A 21,594-nucleotide genomic window follows, 5' to 3' on the forward strand; every position below is an offset into this window, starting at 1 on the left:
AAACTAAAGCTTTTGATCCGGTTTTCTGTTATCATCCCCGTTTATAACAAGGCTAATTTTGTAGCCCAAACCATCCAGTCGGTACTGGCGCAAAGCTTTACGGACTATGAAATCATTCTGATCAACGACGGCTCTACCGATAAGAGTCTGCAAGTTCTTCAAACTTTTAACGCATCAAATATCAGACTGATCAATCAGGAAAATCAGGGCTTAAGCGCAGCGCGCAACAAGGGGATTGCCGCAGCCAAAGGTAAAATCATCGCTTTACTCGACGCAGACGATCTTTGGGAACCGCAACATTTGCAAAGCCTTTATGAGTTGAGTCAAAAATTTCCGGAAGCTAAATTATACGGCACAGCCTACGCTGAGCTATTGACCGACGGAAGCCGCGTGTCTCCAAAAATAAACCTCAAAACAGCAGACCCTCAACTTTTGCTTCCTGATTTTTTTGAAGCCTCCCTTTTTCAGCCTCTGGTACCTCCTAGCAGTTTTGCCTTTCAAAAAAACATAATCGAATCTACTGGTGGTTTTGACACTCAAACCACCTGTTTTGAAGATGTTGATTTTTACATCAGAGCGCATCTAAAATTCAAAATGGCTTACACAACGCAGGCCACGATGCTTTACCGCCTTGAAAGTGAAAACCAGATCACAAAAGGCAGGTTGCACAGGAAGCAAATGCCGAATCTGCAAAGCTATCTCAACGAAAATCCCAATCACAAAAGTTTACATACCTACATTCACCGGCATTGGTATTTCACCTGCAACTATCTTAAAACGGAAGGTGCACAAGAACATTTTAAAGCGATGCGCAACAAACTGGACACGCGATACCTAAACCCACAACAACGTCTGCTACTCGCTCTCCCTGCCCCTTTCTTACGAGGCTTAAGAAGCTTTAAAAACCGGTTGCTTAAAAAAGGATTTCGGGTTACGAGTTTCTAGGTTGAATTCGAATATTCAGAAATGGACAAGGCAGTGGATTTTTGATTAATTTCAACGTAAATAATTCATCGATAATTATTTAAATCGATTTGACTTTATTTAAAATGGATAAATACAAAGGCAAATACCGCAATGAATCTGCACGCCATCCTACCTGGGATTACGCGAATGCAGGTCTTTATTTTATTACCATTTGCACCCGTCACCGTAAACACTTTTTTGGTGAAATCAATCTGGGAAAAATGGAATTGTCAGACATTGGAAAAATTGCCGAACAGGAATGGTTAAAAACATTTGAAATGCGTCCCGATATGAATTTATGGATGGGTGAATTTGTGGTGATGCCCGACCATTTTCACGCCGTTATCGGAATTGGCAAAAATGAATTCAATACCCAAAACACATCACGCCCGAATAAATTTGGCCCACAATCAAAAAATCTGGCATCCATTATACGTGGATTTAAAATTGGGGTTACCACAAACGCACGAAAAACCAATCCCGATTTTGCGTGGCAATCCCTATATCACGATCGCATTATCCGAAACGAAAAATCGCATCTTGCCATTTCAAATTATATTGAAAACAATGTACGTAATTGGAAAAAGGATAAATTGAACTAGCGCAATGCGCTATTAATAATGTACGGTCGCAATACATTGCGACCCTATTTCTGGATGCAAATCATTGCATCCCTTCCAAATCGAATGCAAATCATTGCATCCCTTCCAAATCGGATGCGAATCATTGCATCCCTTCAATAAACGCTTTCCACAATTTATTGACCTCCTGATGATCGTAAAGGGCAATACTGGCCTGTGCGTTTTCGCGGTATTGATTTAATAAATCGGTATCGCCTGCCAATTGATTTAACGCGTTTTTAAACGCCTCAAAATCCTGATGGGGTACGAGGATTCCGTTGGTACCGTCTAACAATTCAGCCGGACCTGTGGGGCAATCGGTAGAGACCACCGGAGTGCCACAAGCCAAACTTTCGAGCAACACGCGGGGAAAACCTTCAAACTTGCTGCAAAAGGCAAAAAACAATGCGCCGGCAAAATAGGTTTCGGGCTTTTTGACAAAACCTTCAAAGTGTACGCGATCTTTCAGTTGTAGTTTTTCAACCTGCTTTTGAAGCCTTTTTAATTGAGGACCCTGACCCAAAATACGCAGATCAATTTGTTTACCGGGCAGTTCACTTTCGGCGTAAGCCTTAACCAGCTTATCAAACTGCTTGTGATCGTACAGTCGACCTGCGGTTACGATGTATGGATTATCAAATTTTTTGGCCTTTACCTTTTTGTATTTTTCAACCGAAATACTATTCGGAATCACATGAACATGTTGAAGACCATAACGCTGCTCAACCAGCCGCTTCATAGCTTCGGTGAGTACACAAATGCAATCATTTTTAAACAGTAAGCGAGTCGCCGAAGCACTTTTGGGAAAGTAATAATGGAGATTGGCGCTGCGCACCATATAAACCGGTTTAAAGTTTCGGTACAGCAGTTTTTTGACAAAATATTCTTTAACCGCACTTTTTCGAAAGCGAAAATCAAGCACATAATCAATCGCTTTTAGCTCCAGAAATTCACGCGTAATGCGCAACCTTCGGTATTTATCTAAAGGATCATTCAACTTGTTTTTATACAAACCCAAATTGAAAAGTTCGCCGCTATGCTCGTAACCGATCTGGTCTGTAATCGAGATGATAAACACTTTATTCTCTATTTGGGTAAGCTGTGTACTAAGCAAGGCAGCCGAGCGTTCTGCTCCTCCCCCGGCGAGGGATTCAACCAGAATAGCGATATTTTTAGGGATGGGTTTCAGGGATTATGTATAATTTCGGCTTAAGATACTAAATAGATGAGAATTTTACTCGTAGGCGAATACAGTAACCTGCATAACAGTCTGAAAACGGGTTTACAAAGCCTGGGGCACGAGGTTACGCTCGTGAGTAGCGGTGATTCCTTTAAAAAATACCCTTCAGATGTACTGTTACAGGCCCGGCGTATCGAAGGTTTTACTCCGCTCAACTGGTATCGGAAAGCCTTGTTTCGGTTTACAGGTTTTGACATCGCCAATATGGAAATAGGCTATCGGGCGATGGATTTTCTCTTTGATCAAAAACCGTATGACGTCATCCAACTCATCAACGAATACCCGTTTAAGAGTGCGTATTTTATGGAACGCCGCGTGATCGAACGCCTGCGTGCCCTGACCAAAAAACTGGTGATTTTAGCCTGTGGCGATGATTATGTGTACCTGAATAACCTTGACAAACTGCCACATCATCCCGCATCGCAAAACCCGGAAATTCATTTTCCATACAGCGTAAAATACCTCACACCTGCCCATAAAAAATACCACGAGTTTGTCTTTGCTAAAAAAGATGCGATCATCAGCACCGATCTGGATTATCATCCTGCCTACACAGGCAAACCTGATTACCTGGGAATGATCCCAAACCCGGTTTGTGTGGAAAAACTGGAGTTTAAACCCAACACCAGTCTAAAGCCAATCGTTATTTTCCACGGGATCAATCAGACCAACTACTATAAAAAAGGCAATGACTTTTTTGAGGCTGCCTTACAACAGATTCAGGAAAAATATGGGAATCGCGTTGAGGTACGCACCGCTCGCAGCCTCCCTTACACCGAATATTTAAGGACGTACGAAGATGCGCATATCGTTCTCGATCAGGCTTACGCACTTGATCAGGGCTATAACGCGCTTGAGGCAATGGCGCGGGGCAAAGTCGTGTTTACCGGAGCCGGTAAAGCATTTTGCAAAAACTATAATTTGGAAAAAAACGAAATCGCCATACATACCGTTCCTGATGTAAGCAAAATTATAAAGGATCTGGAAGCTTTGATCGAAAACCCTAAACGTATTTTGGAAATAGGCCAAAACGCCAGAACTTTTATCGAAAAACATCACGATGCTACCGATGTTGCCGGACGATACCTCAAAGCCTGGGAGCAGATCAAAGAACGAACGGAAACATAAAATTAATGATTAGCCCTCCCGAATAATTTCTTTCTGAATAGAATCACCACCACCAGTAAATACAGGGAATAACTCAGCAAATGCGCCATCCCGGCACCTACAAATCCGTAGCGGGAAACCAGCCAGACACTGCTGAAATAAATGATGCTAAGCGAAATAAGTTGCGTAATCACAAAGGTTTTCACCATGCGTTTAGCAATGATCTCATAAGCGATTACCAGACTCGCCACACGCACCAAATCCCCAGCCAGTTGCCAGATAAAAATAGGCTGCATCTCCAGAAATGAGGCATCATAAACCAACCTAACGATAAAGCCTTTTAGCAAAAAGATTGCGACAAGCCCCAAAGCAAAAAAAGGCAGAATGCTCCTGTAAAAGTCGGTCGTGACTTTGCGCAGATTTGTTTGGGTTCCGGAAGTTGCGAGTTTGGGCAAAACGTACAAGGTGAGGATGCTCGTAGCAAACATCAGGTAATAATCAGAAAGTCGCAGCATCCCGTCCCAGTATCCCGCATTTTCGATTCCGTCTGTCTCGATGATGTATTGCCGTATCGCAATATACACCCAGGGTGCGGCAACCGCCGAAAACAAACTCATAAACGCATAAGAACCCAATTTCTTAAGCATGGAAGCATCTATTTTTAGATGGAATAGCTCTTTCGCCTTCGCGAAATACTTCCTTAGAAAAAGCAGTGTAATACCCAAAGCAAGCACGCCACTTAAAAGGAGAGCCAGCATCGCTCCCCAGATTGAAAACCAAATAATCAAGACTGCTGACAAAAACACGCCTGAAGCATTGATACTCATGTTTATGAAAATCACCTTACGGAAATCTCCCAGCCCGTTGAGGATGTTCAGTAGTAAAGTTTGTAAAGTAAAAAGAGGCAATACGATTCCTGCAAGACGTATGATTAACGTGTAATCTTCGGTATCTTCAAAAATTAAGGCATTAAGATCCGGAGCGGCAATCACCACGATTAAACCCAAACCTAGCGAAACTAAAAAAGGGAGTTTTAGTACGGTGGCGACGAGTTTATATAGCGCTTCGGGTTGTTTTTTATACGTGGCGGTATATTTAATCACCCCATTGCTAACGCCCAATTGCCCCAGGCTTTGCAACGAACTCATAAAATTACGCAGATCGCCCAGCAAGGCCATCCCTGACGCACCCACATACACCGCAATAAGTTTAGACGTGATGAGACCGCAAACTACCCGTATCGCAATACCCGCACTATTGAGCGAACCCACTTGCAATAGGATATTTTGGGCGAAAAGTTTGCGAACAAACCTAAGCATGATATGCGTTTAGAACGGTAATCACCCGGTTTACTTCTGCTTCAGTAAGAGCAGGATTTAGCGGAATACTCACACAGCTTTTTGCAATTGCTTCGGTGACCGGAAAACTCAAATGATTATAGTTTTTAAGTGCTTCCTGTTTATAAGGCGGCACTTCGTAATGAATGGCAGAACCTATTCCGTTTTGGTTTAGATACGCTAAAAAATGATGGCGGTTTTTGACCAAAACCACAAAAACATAAAACACGTGACCTGCTGACCCATCAAAAAAAGGCATCCGGATTTCCGCATTTTGAATCTCCCTTAGATACCGGGATGCAATCTGACGGCGCCTGTTATTCTGGGCATCGAGATCATTTAGTTTTTCATCTAAAAACATGGCATGCAGCGGATCAAGCCGTGAATTGAACCCGATTCTGGAGTTATACTGAGCATCCTTACGGCCGTAATTGCGTAAACTTTGAATAGTTTTCGCCAGTTTTTCATCTGAAGTAGTAACCGCCCCGGCATCACCCAGGGCTCCGAGATTTTTAGTGGGATAAAAACTGAAGGCTGCGGCATCGCCAAAACTGCCGGCTTTTTTATCGTTCACTACTGCCCCGTGTGCCTGGCTGGCATCTTCAATAAGCAGCAATTGGTGTTTTTTAGCATAGGCTGAAAGCGCTTCTATGGGTCCCAACTGTCCGTACAAATGCGTCACCACAAGTGCCTTTACCGAAGCATCAGGCTCCCCGATTTTATCAAGATCTATATTAAAGTATTGGGTTTCGGCTTCCACAAAAACAGGCTTTAATCCGGCCTGAATGACCGCAAGCACCGTGGCGATATAACTGTTCGCGGCGAGCAGGACTCCGTCTCCCGAAGCCAGTTTCCCTTCTACTTTATAAGCCTCAAAAATGAGCCGAAGCGCATCAAAACCATTACCCGTACCCACGCAAAAATCAGTGCCGCAATACCGGGCAAAAGCATTCTCAAAATCACTTACTGCCTCACCCAAAATATAGGTTCCGCTACCCAAAAAATCTTCAAAACGCTTTTTAAAACGCTGCTCGTAAGGCGCATTTACCTGCTTCAAATCTAAAAACGGAATGTTCATAAATCGAGCTTTAACGTGTGTTGCAAATAAACCTGAGCGCCCAGTTCTTCCTTCTGTTTGATGAGTCCGAAATTGTATGCTTCATCACGGCTGCCCTGCACGGTCCCCATATCAAAAAAGCGATATCCTGCATCTTTATAATCCTGAATCAGGTTCACAAACAGAAAATCCATCGCGCGAAGTTTTTCACCTTCGGGCGTGGTGGCGCCGTACTGGGATTTTACCACGTCTTCCGTTAGAAACAAGGTAACCCCGGCAAGCAGGGTTTCACCCTGATAACAATTAATCTGCTTGATGTTGTAGGGAAACTGCTTTTTAAGCAGCTCTATTTCGGCCAGACTGTGCACAGGTTCGGTATCAAATTTACTAGCCAGGCGTGGTTTTAATACGCCATTCCAAAATCCGGCAAAATCGGCTTCCGCATAACGTAAACCGCGATCCTCTGCCTGTCGTGCACGCCGTTCTTTGGTAGTATGAATAAAATAAGGGCGGTTATAATCGATTCCAAAATTCAACTGACTTCTAACGACCTGCGCACCGGCTTCCAGCAATAGATGCTCGAGTTCGTAAGCCGGCTGCTGCATATAAAACTGCGGAATCAATTTGATTTGGAAATGCTGAAATCTTTCCGTTTTTAAGTATTTCAGCAAAGCTTCCACAACCTGTTTTGTTTCCGCGAAAGCGATACCTTTTTCCAAAATTAGTGCGCCATAGGTAAGCCCCTGATGACTATACAGGTTAGCCCCTTCCCGGTTAGCCGGAAGCACCGCAATCACTTTTTCATCCTTAAAAAAAAGGAGGCTGTGATCTTTAAAACGCTCGCCGTGGTAGGCAATAAAAGCACGTGAAAATAAAAAGCTGGTGTTTTTAACGCCTTTGTTTTTAGAGCCCATCAATGAGGCCACAAAGCGATCCCAGCGGGATTTATAATCGGGAGTGTATTTAGTTACGCTTATCAAGTTTTAGACTTTGGTATGGGGAAAGTACAAAATTTAATGAGAGAAGTTTATTTCAAAAAAAACACCTCCCGGAGGAGGTGTTCGTGACCTGTATAACACCCTAAAATTATACAGATCGTAATTTTTCGTAAACCAACCGACTCACCGCATTTCTTCAGTAAAACGGCTACGTAAATGGTGTGTTTAACTGTATAGACTACAATTAATCAAAAAGGTTGCGTGAGATTTTCTATTTTTTTTTTAAAGTTGAAATAACCAATAAGGGCAATTCTCAGGCGCGCTCTAGGAGATTAAAACTTTTAGTTAACTTTATAAAAAAATGACATGGGAACGCAGGAACTTAAAAAACGTATTAAATCTTATGTAGAAAGAGGCGATGACAAAGTACTCGCAATCGTACATGGGGTTTTCGAGAATTATTATCAGGATGAAATTGTGGCTTATTTTCCCGATGGAAGCCCAATGTCGCGTAAAGAATACAATATGCAGCTTGAAAATGCAGAGGATCAAATAGGACGTGGAGAATTTAGTTCTATTGAAGATGTAGAAAATCAAATTCCCGATTAATTATGTCCCTCCAAGTTGTCTGGCTTAGACAGGCCATTGACTCCCTGAAAAACATTTTAGATTATCGTTATAAAGATATTCCGTCTGCGAGAGCGATTGTAAAAAGAGACATTTTAAACGCTTCCAAAGGAATAACATTTCCTGAGCAGTATCAGCAAGACGAAATTAATGCAGATTACAGAAAGATACTAGTTAGGGATTATAAGCTACTTTACAAAGAAATAGATGGCGTGATTTACATCAGTAATGTCATCTGCACTAAGGCTTCACTCCAATAAAAAAGCACCTCCGCCGGGAGGTGCTTTTTACAATAAACAAAATCTCAGACGGTTAAACCGACTTGTTACGCTTACGTTCGTTTTCGGTTAACAATACCTTACGCAGACGCAAATGGTTTGGAGTAACCTCAACATATTCATCTTTTTGTATGTATTCTAAAGCCTCTTCTAACGAGAATTTGATAGCCGGTACAATTTTGGCCTTATCATCTGCTCCAGAAGAACGTACGTTTGATAATTTTTTGGTCTTGGTGATATTAACGGTCATATCATCCTGACGGCTGTTTTCACCAATTACCTGACCTTCGTAGATATCCTCACCCGGATCAACGAAGAACTTACCACGATCCTGTAGTTTATCAATAGAATATGGGATAGCAGTACCTTTTTCCATAGAAACCAGCGAACCGTTGTTACGACCCGGGATATCTCCCTTAAGCGGCTGGTATTCTTTAAAACGGTGTGCCATAATCGCTTCACCTGCAGTGGCAGTAAGCAACTGGTTACGTAAACCGATAATCCCTCGTGAAGGAATTAAAAACTGGCAAACCATACGATCACCTTTGGCTTCCATACTCAACATCTCCCCTTTACGGATAGACACCATTTCTACCGCCTTACCTGAAACTTCATCCGGCAGGTCAATAGTCAATTCTTCAATAGGTTCGCATTTAACCCCGTCAATTTCCTTGATGATTACCTGCGGCTGTCCAATTTGCATTTCGTAACCTTCACGACGCATTGTCTCGATCAATACCGAAAGGTGTAATACCCCACGGCCAAATACCATAAACTTATCTGCACTGTTCGTTTCTTCTACGCGAAGTGCCAGGTTTTTCTCAAGCTCTTTCCATAAACGGTCTTTGATGTGACGCGAAGTCACAAACTTTCCGTCTTTACCAAAGAATGGCGAATCGTTAATGGTAAATAACATACTCATCGTAGGCTCATCGATAGCGATGGTTTTCAATCCTTCCGGATTCTCAAAATCGGCAACGGTGTCTCCAATTTCAAAACCTTCAATACCTACAAGAGCACAAATATCACCTGCCTGAACTTCGGCTACTTTCTTACGACCAAGTCCTTCAAAGGTGTGTAATTCTTTAATTTTTGCTTTTTTGATGCTTCCGTCACGCTTAACCAGCGATACGTTCATCCCTTCTTTTAAGATACCGCGTTGTAAACGTCCTATGGCGATACGCCCTGTAAATGAAGAGAAATCCAGAGAAGTAATCAGCATCTGGGTGGTACCCTCTTGAATTTTAGGAGAAGGAATATGCTCCATCACCATATCTAGAAGTGGCTCAATGTTTTCCGTTTGATTTTCCCAGTGGTCACTCATCCAGTTGTTTTTAGCCGAACCATAAACCGTAGGGAAATCTAGCTGCCATTCTTCGGCACCCAATTCAAACATAAGGTCAAAAACCTTCTCGTGAACTTCTTCAGGAGTACAGTTTTCTTTATCTACTTTATTAATAACCACGCACGGTTTAAGACCCAGGTCAATAGCCTTTTGCAATACAAAACGCGTTTGTGGCATAGGCCCTTCAAAAGCATCAACCAGCAATAATACGCCGTCAGCCATATTGAGTACCCGCTCAACCTCACCACCAAAATCGGCGTGACCCGGAGTATCAATAATGTTAATCTTGGTGTCTTTATAGATAACCGAAACGTTCTTAGAAGTAATAGTAATACCGCGTTCACGCTCCAGATCGTTATTATCCAGAATCAAATCACCGGTGTTTTCGTTTTCACGAAACAACTGGCAGTGGTACATAATTTTGTCTACCAGGGTGGTTTTACCGTGGTCAACGTGCGCGATAATCGCAATGTTTTTAATATTCATAAGTAGCCCTTATTTTAAGGGCGCAAAGATACAGTTAATTCGCGGACTTTTAAGCACTTATTTCAATTATAATTTGGGCGGCTTGCTGCTTGCGTAAAATCCTCTAAAAAATTGAAAATCAACCACAAGCAGCAACCGGGCTATACGCTCTATCTTTTTTATTAGCAGCTTTACCTAATGCGCCAAAAGGCGCAGGAAGCCTCTCCTAACAAAAAAGGATGCCGCTGCTATCCCTGCCGCAAGCGGTTGCAGGCTACAGGCTCAAGGTTTGCTTGTTTCTTGTTTTCTTTTTTCTTTTTTCTTTTAAAAGTTAATTGGAATTCATTTTACTTCGGTTTCTGTTTATTCCCTTTTTTTTTTTTGTAATTGGTAGTTGTCTTCAACAATAGGTTCTCGACTGCGCTCGAACTGACAACACGTTTTACTTCCTACTTTTTCACTTTTCACCAGTAACAATTAACCCATAACATTTAACTATTCCCAATAACTTATCTTTGCAGCTTTAAATAAGAACCGATGAAACTTTCCAATATTCCCCAGATTAAACATACAGACACCAATAACTTTTTCCTGCTTGCCGGGCCCTGCGCCATTGAAGGCGAGGAAATGGCGTTGCGCATCGCCGAAAAAGTAGTGGGCATAACCGATAAACTGGGAATCCCCTACGTTTTTAAAGGAAGTTTTAAAAAGGCAAACCGCAGCCGCATCGATAGCTTTACCGGTATTGGTGATGAAAAAGCGCTTAAGATTCTGCGTAAGGTTTCAGAGACTTTTAAAGTCCCAACGGTGACCGACATTCACGTAAACGAAGACGCAGCTATGGCTGCCGAATATGTAGATGTGTTACAAATTCCGGCCTTTTTGGTCCGTCAAACCGACCTGGTAGTCGCTGCTGCCGAAACCGGCAAAGTAGTCAACCTTAAAAAAGGTCAGTTTATGAGTCCGGAGGCGATGAAACACGCCGTTACTAAAGTGACCGACACCGGCAACGAGAACGTCTGGATCACCGACCGCGGTACGATGTTTGGCTATCAGGATCTTATCGTAGATTTTAGAGGCATCCCCACCATGAAGCAATACGCACCAACCGTACTTGATGTTACCCACTCCTTACAACAGCCCAATCAAAGCAGTGGCGTAACCGGCGGCCGACCTGAACTTATAGGTACAATGGCAAAGGCCGGCATCGCAGCCGGTGTTGACGGTCTATTTATCGAGACCCATTTCGACCCCGCAAATGCGAAGAGCGACGGTGCCAATATGCTCGACCTAAGCTTACTGGAAGGATTGCTTACCAAACTGGTGGCGATACGTAAAGTGGTTGCCGGGTAAAATTTAACAGACTACGAATAGTTCAATTTAAAGGATTGCTAAGACTCTGGTTTTGGCAATCCTTTAATTTTTAACAGCATATTTTGCCGCATTTACGTTCTGCTCTGCTCGTTCCGTCCTGCTTTAGTTTTCTTCTCAGGTATCAAAAACAGCTATGTGAAGAATTCTTTTTATTTTTAATCACAATCAAAAAACATTTAAAATGAACTATTTACGCATCTCCGCACTAGCCTTAACCACCCTGGCTGTACTTTCCTGTACAGACGAACCTGAAAAAACTCCATTAACAATGGGTAATCTCGAACTTTCAGAAAGCAAGCCGATGCCCGGCGACAGTTTGAGCCTTTGGTATACACCTGAACAAACAGAAGATTCGCTCGATATAGAAGCATTTTACGCCTATACCGTAAATACTAAAAGTTATCCCCAGGATATTGATCTGGTCAAAGACGGAGAGCGTTATAAGGGCAGTATTGCCATTCCCGATTCGGCACAGGGTCTTATTTTCAATTTTAAAAATGGAAAGGACTACGACTCCAATGAAGAGCAGGGATATACGCTAAGCCTGTATAACGAGGCAGGTGTACCCGTTGCCGGTTCTGAAGCCGGAATCGCCTTTTATAAACTCGCTCAGGGCAGTTATTACGGTATGAAAACAACACCAGACTCTACTTTGGCTGCCATTAACCGCGCTCTTGAAAAGAATCCCGAACTTAAAAACGATTGGTTCACGATACAGATGCAGGTAATGAATCAGGTAGATGCTAAAGCTGCCGGAGTGAAATTAGATGAAGAACTCGCCGCGTACTCCCAAAAACAGGAGCTTACAAAAGAGGAGTATCAAAACCTGATTACGATACATCAGATCAAAAGGGATCAGCCCAAAACCGATTCGATTCAGGCGATTTTCATTGAAAAATATCCTAAGAGTCAAATTGCTCAAAACGCTTATGTTTCTAAAATGCGTGGTGCTCAAACTCCCGAAGAAAAGCTTGCAGTACTTGAAGAATTCAATGAAAAGATAGGAACTGAAGGCACTCAGAAAAATTTTCTATACCGCAGTTTAGCTGATGCATACCTCAATGCAGGAGATACCGAAAATTTCAAAAAATATATGGAGATGGCCGGTGACGATTTATCTAAAGCCTCAACCCTGAATAATATCGCCTGGGGCTACGCCGAAAGCGGAGAAAACCTCGCACTGGCGGAAGAATTGTCTAAAAAATCCCTTGCTATCATTGAGACTGAAAAATCAAAAAAACCGGAGTATTATACGGCCCGCCAATATGCGAACAACATGAAATCTACCCGGGCTATGTACTCAGACACCTATGCCCTGATCCTGTTCAAGCAGGGTAAAGTTAAAGAAGCTATCGCTGTTCAGGAAGATGCCGTTGCAGATGGTGCTGCCCCTGATGTTAGTGAGCGCTACATTCAGTTTCTGGCAGCAGATGAGCAATATGACAAAGTTTTTGAAAAAGCCTCTGAGCTGGTTAAAGAGGGTAATGCTACCACAAAGACCAAAGAATATCTGGCTACTGCTTACGCCAAAACAGAACAGGAAGAAGACTTTAAAAGCTACCTAAGTTCTTTGGAGCAAGTCGCTCAAGATAAGGCTTTAGCCGAACTGAAAAAAGAAATGCTTGATGAAGAAGCACCTCAATTCCGCCTTAAAAACCTGGAAGGTGAAGAAATCGCTCTGGCCGATTTAAAAGGAAAAACGGTAGTTCTCGATTTCTGGGCAACCTGGTGCGGACCGTGTAAAGTTTCCTTCCCCGGAATGCAAAAGGCAGTTACCAAATATGCCGATAATAAAAATGTAGAATTCCTCTTTATAGACACCTGGGAAAGCACCAGCGGTGAAGCCCGTGAAAAAGGAGTAAGTGATTTCATCAAGCAAAACAACTACACCTTTAATGTATTGATGGACACTCCTGAAGAAGAAGGCAGTCGCAAATACGACGTGGTTTCAGCCTATGAGGTTGACGGTATTCCCACCAAGTTTGTGGTTGGCCCCGACGGAAAAATCAAATTCAAAGCTGTAGGTTTTGACGGAAATACAGACGGTCTGGTTGAAGAACTTGATATGATGATCGCACTGGCTGCGGGGCAGTAGTTCGTAGACGTTAGAAAATTAAAAAATCCGTGTTTGAATATCAGACACGGATTTTTTTTTATAGCTCAACTACTTCTTAATCAAGTATCCATTGCAGCAGGCCGTCCTGATCAACAATAGACCAACTGTGCGGATTTCTGCTTCCGTCTGCCCTATATCCCTTATCCTCAGTCGTAATAAGTTCTACGTTATCGTAGCCTTTAGCGGTCAAAAACTCCGATAGCCGCTCCAGATGAAAAGCATTCATTTGCTCATAATCAACTCCCATATTCTCTTTCCACCAGGTTTTATCGGGCTCTGTATAAAAACGGATTTTGGTATTTTCTAAAGCTTTCAAATTCTGAAAGTTTTCGGTTTCATAGACAAAAGCGCTGTACGTTTCGTAAGGACCGATCTCCTCATCAGGATTTCCCAATTGCGCATTAAAAAACTGAAGCATAAAGGCGCTTTCTCCGGCCGCAGCGGGTGAGAAATTACGCGCTACATTTTGTTTGGCAATACGATAGAGCGCTGCAAGATCTACCGGAGCATCCACAGCAAATACTCCGGCAGGTTTAATTCCATAGGATGTATTTTCCGTTAGATAGTTACTTATTATCAATGACAAGGCTCCGCCGCTAGACAATCCACCGATATAAACCGCATCATCAGTCAGGTTATTTGAAGTGATTAGATTCTGAAGCATCTGTGCCAATTGCGCCTTTTCTTCCTCCTGTAAAAAAATCTTACGATTATAGTTCAGATAGGCCACGGCTACATTTTTAGACAAGGCTAAATCGGTTATGGGGTACTCGTTTTCAATACCCACAGCGTTTTCTCCAAATCCACCAAACAAAATAAAAACGGCATCCGTTTGTTGGGGTTTGTAGAGTGTATAATCTGCAGTAGTTAAAGCTTCGGCTTCCTGCGCTGTACTTAAAGCTGTAGTTAAAATCAGACACAGAATCGGGAGTAGATTTTTAAAATGTTTTTTCATTATTCGTTTATTTAAAATTATTCGTTTTTATCCGGAGATTTCAAGCTCCGTTTATAGGCCTCTAAATCCCATTCCATATCAAAATTAGAAAGGTAAGACGCCATCGGATCAAGCCCTATTGAAGCTCTTCGCTCATCTACGTGATCGGGGTCAATCATCCGAGCGACAAAAGACTCTCCGGTTTCTGTGCGGCCCACCTGACTGCCGTAAATTTGAGGCCTGTCGTTACGTATCTCAATGCGATCCTGTAAAAGAGCTAAAAAATGAGGCGGAGTGTTTCCTTCTAAAACAGCTTTTTGCAGTAAGGGCAGGTAGTTTTCCTGTATTTCAAGATCAGAATGCTGAATAACCAAAAACAAGGTCATATTACCTTCGTCGCCCAGCACATCAGAGCCTAGCCAACCACGTTCATCCAGAATGCGTTTCACTTTGATCAAATTAATGCTGTCTACCCGGTCTACTGTTTTCCATTGAGTTTTTACTTCTTTTGACTGCCAACCGTGTTGATCTCCCAGTGCTCCAAGCTTTTTTCTGACGCTTTGATCACTTTGATGAACACTATCTAAGACAGCTACCAGTGGTTTATCCCAGTATTGCTCTACCTCCTCCCTATTTTGCTTCACACGTGCAAGAATTTCATCCCAGCGGGTATCACTATGTAAATTGGCAAGGTCAGTATCCTGAGAGATATGAGCATAGTTTTTATACCCATCCGGTTTAGAAATGACAAATAAGTGTTCAAAAGCTTTATCTACCTGGTTTGCAAGTGCCCAGGAACATGCAGCATTATACCGATCAGCAATCTGTGTATCATCTCCGGTCAGATTAAAAGCCTTTTCATAGGTAACGCCAGACTCCGAATACTTTTGGGACTGATAAAGCCTGTATGCCTCAAGAATTAAATCATCATAGTTTTTTGTTTCCTGACTATACGATGCAAAAAAACTTAAAAACAGCGCAGTAATTTGTAATCTAACAATTCTCATATTTCTTAATAGGTAAACCCAAATGATATAGGTTAATAGGAGTAAGTTAGAACATTCCGGAGTTAAACGCTTACGGTTTTCCTTATTTTCTCAAAAAAATCTTAACTCTCCAAAATAGCCCTGAGCTGCTTCAAAAACACAATCACTAGTTCAGCATCAATATCTTCCACCTTATGATACCTCAAAGAGCGTAGCCGTTTCCGGTTTTCACCGGCTATTAAATGATTGTCGGGATCATCAAGGTCTGTTCCATAAACAAAGCTCAAATCCACAAAACGTTTCCTAAAATTCAAAAAACAGAACATTTTTCCATTCAAATAATAAAACGGCAAATGCCATTTATACAGCAACTCAGCCTCGGGAGCTGCATGCTCGATAATCACCTGCAGCTCCAATAAAATACTTTTAAAAGGCTCGGGTTGAGAAAGGATATAGTTTTCTGCAGGATTCATAGCTGTAATTTAAGACTTGTTTCGGGTTTTCGGTTTTCGGTTTTCCTAAGTTGTGAAAAAAAATGGAATCATGGAATCGTGGAAGAAAAAACAAGAACTCCAATTGAATACAAATTTTTGAATTTTTTAACCTTGAATCTTGAATCAATCCAACTGCCCACTGAGACTGCTAACTAATATTATATTCATCCGGACCCTGAGTGCCGCGACCTAAGGAGCGGTGTATCGAAGAGTCACCTCTTAACTCATGTCACCAAACGATTTGTTCTCTGTTCTCTAAATCAAAAATTTCGTATTTCGTATTTCGTATTTCGTATTTCAACTATTTTACTTTACTTTGCAATTCAAAGTACTTTTGTATGGAAACCAGAAACTACCTTCAGGATATCTCTGAAATTAAAAATATGATGAATCGCTCCACGCGGTTTATGTCCATCAGCGGACTATCGGGAATTCTAGCCGGTGTTTACGCACTGGCTGCATCAGCCTATGCACACTATCGCCTGAGTACAGTTCCCGAATATCAAAATCAATCAGCCTTAGGTGAATATATTACCGACTTTATCATTGCCTATAATCTTTTAGGAGATTTATTGCTCACGGCATTTATAACCTTAATTCTGGCTGTTGCTACAGGCGCTATTTTTACGGTTCGTAAAGCCAAAAAACTCAACGAAGACATCTGGAATCCGGTTTCGAAGCGGCTTCTGGCCAATTTCACGGTTCCATTAATCACAGGCGGACTTTTTTGCCTGGTGTTGCTCCAATACGATATCGTAGGTCTTGTCGCACCGGCTACCCTAATCTTTTACGGCCTGGCACTCATTAATGCCAGTAAGTTTACGGTGGGTGACATCAAATATCTGGGTTTGGCCAATGTTCTAATCGGTCTCGTAGCAACCCAGTTTGTGGGATATGGTTTGTACTTTTGGGCGCTGGGTTTTGGTGTGTTTCACATCATTTATGGCGCTATTATGTACCGCAAATACGACCGTCCCACCCCTAACCCCTCCCAAAGGGCGGGGAACTAGTAAGCTCTAAAACCGAATCATAGCACCTTGAAAAACATCATTCAACATATCAACAAAGCCTTTGACCATCGCATTCGCCTGGGTATTATGAGCGTTCTCATGGTGAATGATTTTGCCGATTTTAATATGCTGAAGGAACTGCTGGGCGCCACAGACGGCAACATTGCCAGCCACACCAAAGCCCTTGAAAAAGAAAATTACATCAAGGTCGAAAAATCATTTATTAACCGAAAGCCCAATACGCGCTACATCGCCACCTCTGCGGGTCGCGAAGCCTTTACCAAACACATTGAAGCTTTAGAAAAACTGATCAACCCAAATGACTAAATCTATTTTTTTATCTATTTACTTTGAATTTCAAAGTACTTTACTAATCATAAGAGAACTCGTTGTAGGCGCCTCATTCGATCTTACCAGTCGGGTTTACGTGCTGTTTAAGCGTAATAAACCCTGGGGTATTTCGCGAAGCGAGCTCCTTCTGTATCCGCCGGAAAGTCTGGGTTTTCATCTGGGATGTTTTCTGCTCAAACAGCATTTTGAACCTCAGCCGCACTGCGAAAACCACGACATTTTCCACATACTCACCGGTTATGAGACCGATACGGCTCAGGAGATCGCGCTTCAGTTTTTCCTGTACGGTAACGGCAAACGCAGTCCGTTTTTGCATCTGGCGATGTTTGCCGGCATCATTCTTTTTCCCGATCAGTATACGCTTTTTCGCGAAGCCTATCACAAAGGCGCACGAGCCAAAAGTCTGTTTGATCTGGACTATAAACCGCTTTTGACCCATTCCATTTATCAATTCAAAAATCAATACCTCAACACTTAAAAATCATCTTATGAACACACCAAATTCACAGCCGCCCAACAAATTCATCCAATGGATCAAAAGCTCCATCACCGCCCGAATGTTTATGGTGGGCTTTCTCACGCTTATTTTGCTCATTCCGCTATTTTTTGTTCAGAACCTGATCGAAGAACGCGCCCAGCGGCAGCAGGAAGTGGTTGCAGAAATCAATGAAAAATGGGGAGAGGAAGTATTGGTTTACGGCCCCGTTCTCAAAATCCCATATACCTTACCGGTCAAGAAAACAGTGCAAAACCCCGGAACCAAAACCTTTGAAACGCTTGTGACCGAAGAAGAGCATATCGCTTATTTCTTTCCCGAACAACTCAATCTGAAAACGCAGGTAAATCCGGAAATTAAATCCCGAAGTATTTATAAAACCACGGTTTATAATTCAGAGACGCATTTTGAAGGCAGTTTTGCCGTACCCGATTTTAGCGATGCACCCGGAGAGCCGGTACAAATTCTATGGGAAAAGGCACGGGTGCTTTTTCAGACTTCCAATTTAAAAGGCGTCAACAAGCAGGTAAAGATTAACCTCAACGGAACTTCCTATTTATTTACATCGAAATTTGAACAGCGTGTTGGAAAAAGTCTGGATGCGGTTGAACTGTTTATGATGGAAAGTACGGCGATCAAACCCGAAAGTCTTCCGCAGGAATCAAAAGTGAGTTTTACAATGGACCTTCACATTAACGGAAGTCAGCAAATACAATTCATCCCCATTGGTAAAACCACCGAAGCGCAAATCACTTCAGACTGGGAAACCAATAATTTTACCGGAAACTTTCTGCCCTACAATCAGGATAAACTGGAGGGCAAAGGCTTTGATGCCAAATGGCGGGTGCTTGATATCAACCGCCCCTTTCCGCAGGAATTCTTTATCAGCCTACCCACATTAAACGCCTATGCTTTTGGGGTGAACTTTATGATTCCGGTAGACGAATACCAAAAAAGTGAGCGTACGGCTAAATACGGCTTTCTGGTCATAGGTCTTACTTTTCTCATTTTCTTCCTCATCCAAACGCTGAGCAAAATAGGGATTCATCCGTTTCAATACCTGATGATTGGGCTGGCGCTTATTATGTTTTACACGCTGCTGATTTCGATTTCAGAACACAGCAATTACCTCAACGCCTATCTGGTTGCGAGTGTGGCCGTCGTACTGCTGATTTCGCTTTACGCCCGAAGTATTCTCAAGAATATCAAGTTCCCGGTTTTTATAGGGCTATCCCTTACGCTCCTGTACAGCTTCATCTACGTGATCATTCAGCTTGAAAGTTATGCACTGCTGGTAGGAAGCATCGGCCTGTTTATCATTCTGGCGCTGGTGATGTATGTCTCGCGCAAAATTGATTGGAATTCTTAATTTAATTCCACCGAAACCAAACAGCTTATGAACGGTCCATTCCTTCATTTTTATAAAAAGGTGCGAGTCAATTTTTGGCACGCCCTCTTTTACCTCTTTTGCAGATGCACCCTGGCTCTGGGTTTTATAGTTGCCGGCTACGTTAAGATTATCGGCGAACGATTTGCCAGCGGCCTGGACATCAGGCATCCTATGGGCGCGTACCTGGAGGCTTTGCACCATACGGAATTTTACTATCCCTTTATTGGTGTGTCCCAAATTCTCGCCGGTATTCTGCTGGTCATCAGACGCACAGCACTGCTGGGAGCTCTACTCTATTTTCCGATAATAGTCAATATTTGGGTGCTCTCCTGGGCGGTACGTTTTGAAGGTTCGCTGGTTACTTCGACCCTCATGGTTTTGGCAAATCTGTATATTCTGCTCTACAATTATGACCGACTCAAATTTATACTGCCATTCGGTGAAAAAAGCCTAAACTATGTACCGCGCATTTCACTCAATGAAGCTGAAAAACGTAATGCAGCCGGGAAGCATGTGTCGTTTCGCTATAACCTGAATCTGGCCAGCTTGAAATCACCTTTGGTTTCCAAAAAGTTTCCGTGGGGATTTTTGTTGGTAGTAATCGTAACTTTTGTAATTACCGTCTTCGCTTCTAACCGCCTTTTTGAACTGATGCCGCGTAACAATTATTATGATTGCGTAAGCCGACTCGAAAAACGAACTCCTGAAAAAGCCGGTTTCGATTTTTGCAATTGCATTCACAATCAGGGAAAAACCCTTGACACCTGTTTGGAAGAGTATGAAGCCGTAAAAGCCAAAAATTGAAATGCGGTTTGCTCTTTACAAGAGCAATAAGGAATAACAAATCAGTAATAATGAACATTAAACAACTATGAAAAATTTCATTCTCAAAAAATACACGACATTAAAATACCTGCTTGCCACACTGCTATTGTGCTTTTTCCTTTTGGTATTTCGCATCAAAACCACACACGACTATTTCGGTCTCTTCCTGGTGTGGAATCTCTTTCTGGCCTTTATCCCGCTGGGAATTGCCTGGTATGCGGAAGCGCAGGAACGGCTTGAAAAGCAGAAGCTTCAACTTTTTACAGCTTTGGCTGTCTGGCTGCTTTTTCTACCCAATGCCCCTTATGTCATTACCGATTTGATTCACCTGTCGTATAGTCCGGAGGATTGGCTCTGGTATGATCTGGTTACGATTAGTGTTTTTGCACTGCTGAGCCTGTATTTTGGTTTTGAATCTATACGCGTCTGGCGTAAATTGTTGGCAACACAAATCGCGGCTAAATGGGTCAATCTAGCAACTGTTGCGGTGCTTATCCTGTGCGGTTTTGGTATTTATCTGGGCAGATTTATACGTTTTAATTCGTGGGATGTGGTGACCAATCCGCTGGAGCTTCTATATACCATTGCGCAATATCTCATTAATCCCATTCAAAACCACAGAGTATGGATTTTCACCCTGAGTTTTGGGCTATTGCTTAATGCAGGCTACTTTAGTTTTCAGTTTTGGTTAACCAAAAAACAAAACCATGATTCCACGTGCTAAGCGGTTGTATTATGTGATTGGTTTTGTGATCCTTTTTGGTATTGAAGCGGCAATTGCTATGTATTTGAAAGGAGGATTCATTCGCAGTTATTTGGGTGATTTACTGGCGGTCATTCTGATCTACACCTTGATTATGAGTTGTTCGCGTCTTGCCGTTAAAACAGGGCTGGTTCTCACCGCTTCAATCGCGTTACTGGTCGAAGTGCTTCAGCTTATAGATCTGACTCAGTTTTTTGAAGGCACTTACAAACAGGTAGCCACTTTGGTTTTTGGCAGTCACTTCTCCTGGATTGACCTGTTAATGTACGCATTGGGGATGTTGGCGGTTTATCGGTTGGAACGGGTGAAAGGCTGAATTTTTATTGTTATTGAAAGAAGTTTTCGGTTTTTGTTTTCGGTTTTCGGTTTTCGGTTTTCCTAAGCTGCGAAAAAAGTTTAATCGTTCAACTGTGTAATCGTTGAATCGCTTGACGGTCAAGATTCCTCGCCATAAATTCTTAACTGCTTGAAAGCTGATACGACCTTGTAAATGCAGAATGTAGCTTGCAGAATTAAGAGTTATTGCTGGTTTTGAATTCACGACCCTGAATCCTGAACCCAACTAACTGCTAACTGTGACTGCCTAATGAGACTGCTTGAAAAATTCTGAATGTAGAATGCAGAATTAAGAGTTATTGCTGGTTTTGAATTTACGACCCTGATTCTAGAACTCAACTAACTACTAACTGTGACTGCCTACTGAGACTGCTTGAAAAATTCTGAATGTAGAATGCAGAATTAAGAGCTATGAGCATCCCCCAAAAATTAGGACAGTAATTTAAGTTCCAAAATAACTTTAAATTTACTGTTTTATGACACGAAGAAAATTCACACCCAAGTTCAAGACCAAAGTGGTTTTAGAAGCTCTCAAAGAG

22 protein-coding genes are annotated in these 21,594 nt (G+C 42.3%); 14 read left to right on the top strand and 8 right to left on the bottom strand.

Annotated features, from left to right (window positions below; genetic code table 11):
* The first annotated feature begins 12 nt into the window (after positions 1-12).
* Complete coding sequence (locus LLW17_RS14220; protein WP_228230955.1) at positions 13-945, top strand: glycosyltransferase family 2 protein; 933 nt, start codon at positions 13-15, stop codon at positions 943-945.
* 104 nt (positions 946-1,049) lie between these two features.
* Positions 1,050-1,568: a transposase gene (locus LLW17_RS14225; protein ID WP_228230956.1), complete on the top strand. Its 519-nt coding sequence runs from the start codon at positions 1,050-1,052 to the stop codon at positions 1,566-1,568.
* Between the two features lie 121 nt (positions 1,569-1,689).
* Here LLW17_RS14225 and LLW17_RS14230 read toward each other — a convergent pair whose 3' ends face one another.
* On the bottom strand, positions 1,690-2,700 hold the full coding sequence (locus tag LLW17_RS14230; protein WP_228230957.1) for a glycosyltransferase: 1,011 nt from the start codon (positions 2,698-2,700) through the stop codon (positions 1,690-1,692).
* Between the two features lie 111 nt (positions 2,701-2,811).
* On the opposite strand from LLW17_RS14230, the gene LLW17_RS14235 reads away from it, so the two are divergent.
* Positions 2,812-3,954, top strand: coding sequence for a glycosyltransferase (locus tag LLW17_RS14235; protein ID WP_228230958.1), 1,143 nt, complete (start codon positions 2,812-2,814; stop codon positions 3,952-3,954).
* A gap of 2 nt (positions 3,955-3,956) precedes the next feature.
* On the opposite strand, the gene LLW17_RS14240 is transcribed toward LLW17_RS14235, so the two are convergent.
* Genes LLW17_RS14240 through LLW17_RS14250 form a run of 3 tightly spaced genes read right to left on the bottom strand, consistent with a single transcriptional unit; the run spans position 3,957 to position 7,307 of the window.
* Positions 3,957-5,252, bottom strand: coding sequence for an O-antigen translocase (locus LLW17_RS14240; RefSeq protein WP_228230959.1), 1,296 nt, complete (start codon positions 5,250-5,252; stop codon positions 3,957-3,959).
* Positions 5,245-6,348, bottom strand: coding sequence for a DegT/DnrJ/EryC1/StrS family aminotransferase (locus LLW17_RS14245; protein WP_228230960.1), 1,104 nt, complete (start codon positions 6,346-6,348; stop codon positions 5,245-5,247). The genes LLW17_RS14240 and LLW17_RS14245 overlap by 8 nt, the downstream gene beginning before the upstream one ends.
* Positions 6,345-7,307: a GNAT family N-acetyltransferase gene (locus LLW17_RS14250; protein WP_228230961.1), complete on the bottom strand. Its 963-nt coding sequence runs from the start codon at positions 7,305-7,307 to the stop codon at positions 6,345-6,347. The genes LLW17_RS14245 and LLW17_RS14250 overlap by 4 nt, the downstream gene beginning before the upstream one ends.
* A 324-nt stretch (positions 7,308-7,631) precedes the next feature.
* On the opposite strand from LLW17_RS14250, the gene LLW17_RS14255 reads away from it, so the two are divergent.
* Positions 7,632-7,874 (top strand): hypothetical protein, encoded by a 243-nt coding sequence (locus LLW17_RS14255; RefSeq protein WP_228230962.1) that lies wholly within the window; start codon positions 7,632-7,634, stop codon positions 7,872-7,874.
* A 2-nt stretch (positions 7,875-7,876) separates the two neighbouring features.
* On the top strand, positions 7,877-8,152 hold the full coding sequence (locus LLW17_RS14260) for a type II toxin-antitoxin system RelE/ParE family toxin (protein WP_228230963.1): 276 nt from the start codon (positions 7,877-7,879) through the stop codon (positions 8,150-8,152).
* A gap of 52 nt (positions 8,153-8,204) precedes the next feature.
* Here LLW17_RS14260 and typA read toward each other — a convergent pair whose 3' ends face one another.
* Positions 8,205-10,001, bottom strand: a complete 1,797-nt coding sequence (gene typA, locus LLW17_RS14265; protein WP_228230964.1) for a translational GTPase TypA — start codon at positions 9,999-10,001, stop codon at positions 8,205-8,207.
* A gap of 516 nt (positions 10,002-10,517) precedes the next feature.
* Between typA and kdsA the strand changes: the two genes are divergently transcribed.
* Together kdsA and LLW17_RS14275 are read left to right on the top strand one after the other, a co-directional pair.
* Positions 10,518-11,333 carry a 3-deoxy-8-phosphooctulonate synthase gene (gene kdsA, locus LLW17_RS14270; protein ID WP_228230965.1) on the top strand — a complete coding sequence of 272 codons (816 nt, stop codon included), beginning with the start codon at positions 10,518-10,520 and terminating at the stop codon, positions 11,331-11,333.
* A gap of 202 nt (positions 11,334-11,535) precedes the next feature.
* Positions 11,536-13,449, top strand: a complete 1,914-nt coding sequence (locus tag LLW17_RS14275) for a TlpA disulfide reductase family protein (RefSeq protein ID WP_228230966.1) — start codon at positions 11,536-11,538, stop codon at positions 13,447-13,449.
* A 76-nt stretch (positions 13,450-13,525) separates the two neighbouring features.
* Here the strand turns inward: LLW17_RS14275 and LLW17_RS14280 are convergent, their stop codons facing one another.
* The 3 genes from LLW17_RS14280 to LLW17_RS14290 form a co-directional block, all read right to left on the bottom strand.
* Complete coding sequence (locus LLW17_RS14280; protein ID WP_228230967.1) at positions 13,526-14,425, bottom strand: hypothetical protein; 900 nt, start codon at positions 14,423-14,425, stop codon at positions 13,526-13,528.
* A 17-nt stretch (positions 14,426-14,442) separates the two neighbouring features.
* Positions 14,443-15,411 carry a DUF6624 domain-containing protein gene (locus LLW17_RS14285; protein WP_228230968.1) on the bottom strand — a complete coding sequence of 323 codons (969 nt, stop codon included), beginning with the start codon at positions 15,409-15,411 and terminating at the stop codon, positions 14,443-14,445.
* Between the two features lie 101 nt (positions 15,412-15,512).
* Positions 15,513-15,863, bottom strand: coding sequence for a DUF1801 domain-containing protein (locus tag LLW17_RS14290; RefSeq protein WP_228230969.1), 351 nt, complete (start codon positions 15,861-15,863; stop codon positions 15,513-15,515).
* Positions 15,864-16,222: 359 nt separating this feature from the next.
* On the opposite strand from LLW17_RS14290, the gene LLW17_RS14295 reads away from it, so the two are divergent.
* The 7 genes from LLW17_RS14295 (at position 16,223) to LLW17_RS14325 (ending at position 21,035) form a co-directional block, all read left to right on the top strand.
* Positions 16,223-16,894 carry a hypothetical protein gene (locus LLW17_RS14295; RefSeq protein WP_228230970.1) on the top strand — a complete coding sequence of 224 codons (672 nt, stop codon included), beginning with the start codon at positions 16,223-16,225 and terminating at the stop codon, positions 16,892-16,894.
* Between the two features lie 27 nt (positions 16,895-16,921).
* Complete coding sequence (locus LLW17_RS14300; RefSeq protein ID WP_228230971.1) at positions 16,922-17,221, top strand: winged helix-turn-helix domain-containing protein; 300 nt, start codon at positions 16,922-16,924, stop codon at positions 17,219-17,221.
* The gene (locus LLW17_RS14305) at positions 17,214-17,723 is read left to right on the top strand and encodes a Coq4 family protein (RefSeq protein ID WP_228230972.1); all 510 of its coding nucleotides are present in this window, start codon (positions 17,214-17,216) and stop codon (positions 17,721-17,723) included. The genes LLW17_RS14300 and LLW17_RS14305 overlap by 8 nt, the downstream gene beginning before the upstream one ends.
* 10 nt (positions 17,724-17,733) lie before the next feature.
* Positions 17,734-19,110: a cell envelope integrity protein CreD gene (gene creD, locus LLW17_RS14310; RefSeq protein ID WP_228230973.1), complete on the top strand. Its 1,377-nt coding sequence runs from the start codon at positions 17,734-17,736 to the stop codon at positions 19,108-19,110.
* Positions 19,111-19,137: 27 nt separating this feature from the next.
* Complete coding sequence (locus LLW17_RS14315) at positions 19,138-19,935, top strand: DoxX family protein (RefSeq protein WP_228230974.1); 798 nt, start codon at positions 19,138-19,140, stop codon at positions 19,933-19,935.
* Positions 19,936-20,002: 67 nt separating this feature from the next.
* Positions 20,003-20,680 carry a DUF1361 domain-containing protein gene (locus tag LLW17_RS14320; protein ID WP_228230975.1) on the top strand — a complete coding sequence of 226 codons (678 nt, stop codon included), beginning with the start codon at positions 20,003-20,005 and terminating at the stop codon, positions 20,678-20,680.
* Positions 20,664-21,035, top strand: coding sequence for a DUF2809 domain-containing protein (locus tag LLW17_RS14325; protein ID WP_228230976.1), 372 nt, complete (start codon positions 20,664-20,666; stop codon positions 21,033-21,035). Before LLW17_RS14320 ends, LLW17_RS14325 begins: the two co-directional genes overlap by 17 nt.
* Positions 21,036-21,594 lie beyond the last annotated feature (559 nt).

It is taken from the genome of Leeuwenhoekiella parthenopeia, assembly GCF_020782115.1.
GTDB classification, from domain to species: Bacteria; Bacteroidota; Bacteroidia; order Flavobacteriales; family Flavobacteriaceae; genus Leeuwenhoekiella; species Leeuwenhoekiella parthenopeia.